1 protein-coding gene and 2 pseudogenes are annotated in these 1,395 nt (G+C 64.7%); 2 read left to right on the top strand and 1 reads right to left on the bottom strand.

What is annotated here, in order from left to right; translation table 11 throughout:
• Window positions 1-119 (top strand): annotated as a pseudogene (locus EOD15_RS37135) (GNAT family N-acetyltransferase); the annotation flags it as partial.
• Between the two features lie 137 nt (window positions 120-256).
• Here the strand turns inward: EOD15_RS37135 and EOD15_RS34330 are convergent.
• Window positions 257-1,027, bottom strand: a complete 771-nt coding sequence (locus EOD15_RS34330; protein WP_127320502.1) for an IclR family transcriptional regulator — start codon at window positions 1,025-1,027, stop codon at window positions 257-259.
• 184 nt (window positions 1,028-1,211) lie between these two features.
• Here EOD15_RS34330 and EOD15_RS34325 point away from each other — a divergent pair.
• Window positions 1,212-1,395: pseudogene (locus tag EOD15_RS34325) on the top strand (tripartite tricarboxylate transporter substrate binding protein); the annotation flags it as partial.

Genomic DNA, 1,395 nt, shown 5'->3' with positions numbered 1-1,395 from the left:
CCGTCTGCATCATCGATCCGGAAAACGGCGCGTCGCTGAGGGTGGCTGCGAAGTGCGGTTACCGGGAAGTGGTGAAGACCACCTATCACGACACTCCGACCATCCTGCTGGCGCGGTGACCTGAGCCGCGGGCTGACAGCTGCCGGCGCCGGCATGATGGCGCCTGTCGCCAGCAATGATGACGAGGCGGGCCGCGCCAAGAACCGCTGTGGCCTGGTCAAATTGACTTGAGCGGGGCTTCCAACGAGGACGTGTTCTACGGCATGGCGTCCGCTGCCAGGCCTGCCCGCTCGAGCATGGAGGCGTCCTCGCCGAAGGCGCGGGTGGCGCGGGCCGCCGCCTCGAGCAGCGGACGCTTCATGCGCTGCAGAAATGCCGCGTCGACGCGCGTGCTGGGTCCAGCCAGGGTCAAGGCGCCGAGCAGGACGCCTCCCGGGCCGAACACCGGCGCCGACACGCCCCCCGTCTCGGGGTCGCGGTCGCCCACGGCGAGGCAGTTGCAGGTCTTGCGGATGGTCTCGTACGGTTCGCCCTGCTGGCCCGAAAACGCTGCGAGCACGCGGCCTCCCGAGCCGAGCAGCAAAGGCAATACGTCGCCTTCGCGTATCGTGTAGCGGATCGGGTGCTTGGATTCGACGCGGTAGAGACAGGTGCGGACGTCGCCCGAGCGAACATAGAAGGCAACGCTCTCCCAGCTTCGCTCGGAAAGATCGCGCATGATCGGCAGCAGGATATCGACCGCCACGACCGAACGCTGGTAGAGCGCACCGAGCCGAAAGGTCGCGGGTCCGACGCGGTAGCGTCCATTGTCGAGGCGCTCGAGCAATCGTCCGCGCATGAGGGAATTCGCAAGCCGCAGGATGGTGCTCTTGTAGAGGCCGGTGCGCGCCGCGATTTCGGCCAGGCTGAGCGACCGGTCATCCGCGGTGAAGGCATCGAGGATGGCAATGGCCCGATCAAGCGCGGCAACACCATCCGCCGAGGTGCGATCTATTTCCCCATCTGCCGATTTGCTTGGCGAGTCCATAGCGGTTCCAGTTTGAAGAAAGCCGAGCGACGCGACTCTGTCGCGCCGCCAAATCGTTCTGTCCAGTAGAATATCGTTTCCGTTGACAGAACTCCGTAACATCTGCTTGAAATCGATGACGGGTCTGGATGCAGGCGCGTTTTGGCGGGCACCGGAGGAGGTGTCGTGATTTGGAGGAATCCCCATGCTGAACAGACGCAGATTTTTGATGAGCACCGCAGCCGTGGGTGCCGGGCTGATGACGTCGCATCTTTCTCCCGCTTACGCCGAAGGCGCGCCCCAGATACAGCTCTTCGTGCCTGCCGCACCGGGTGGTGGCTGGGACCAGACGGCGCGCACGATCGACCAGGTGCTGCGCAGTGAAAAGC

It is taken from the genome of Mesorhizobium sp. M7A.T.Ca.US.000.02.2.1 (genome assembly GCF_003996995.1).
Classification (GTDB): Bacteria; Pseudomonadota; Alphaproteobacteria; order Rhizobiales; family Rhizobiaceae; genus Mesorhizobium.
This window is presented reverse-complemented; position numbering and strand designations above follow the sequence as displayed.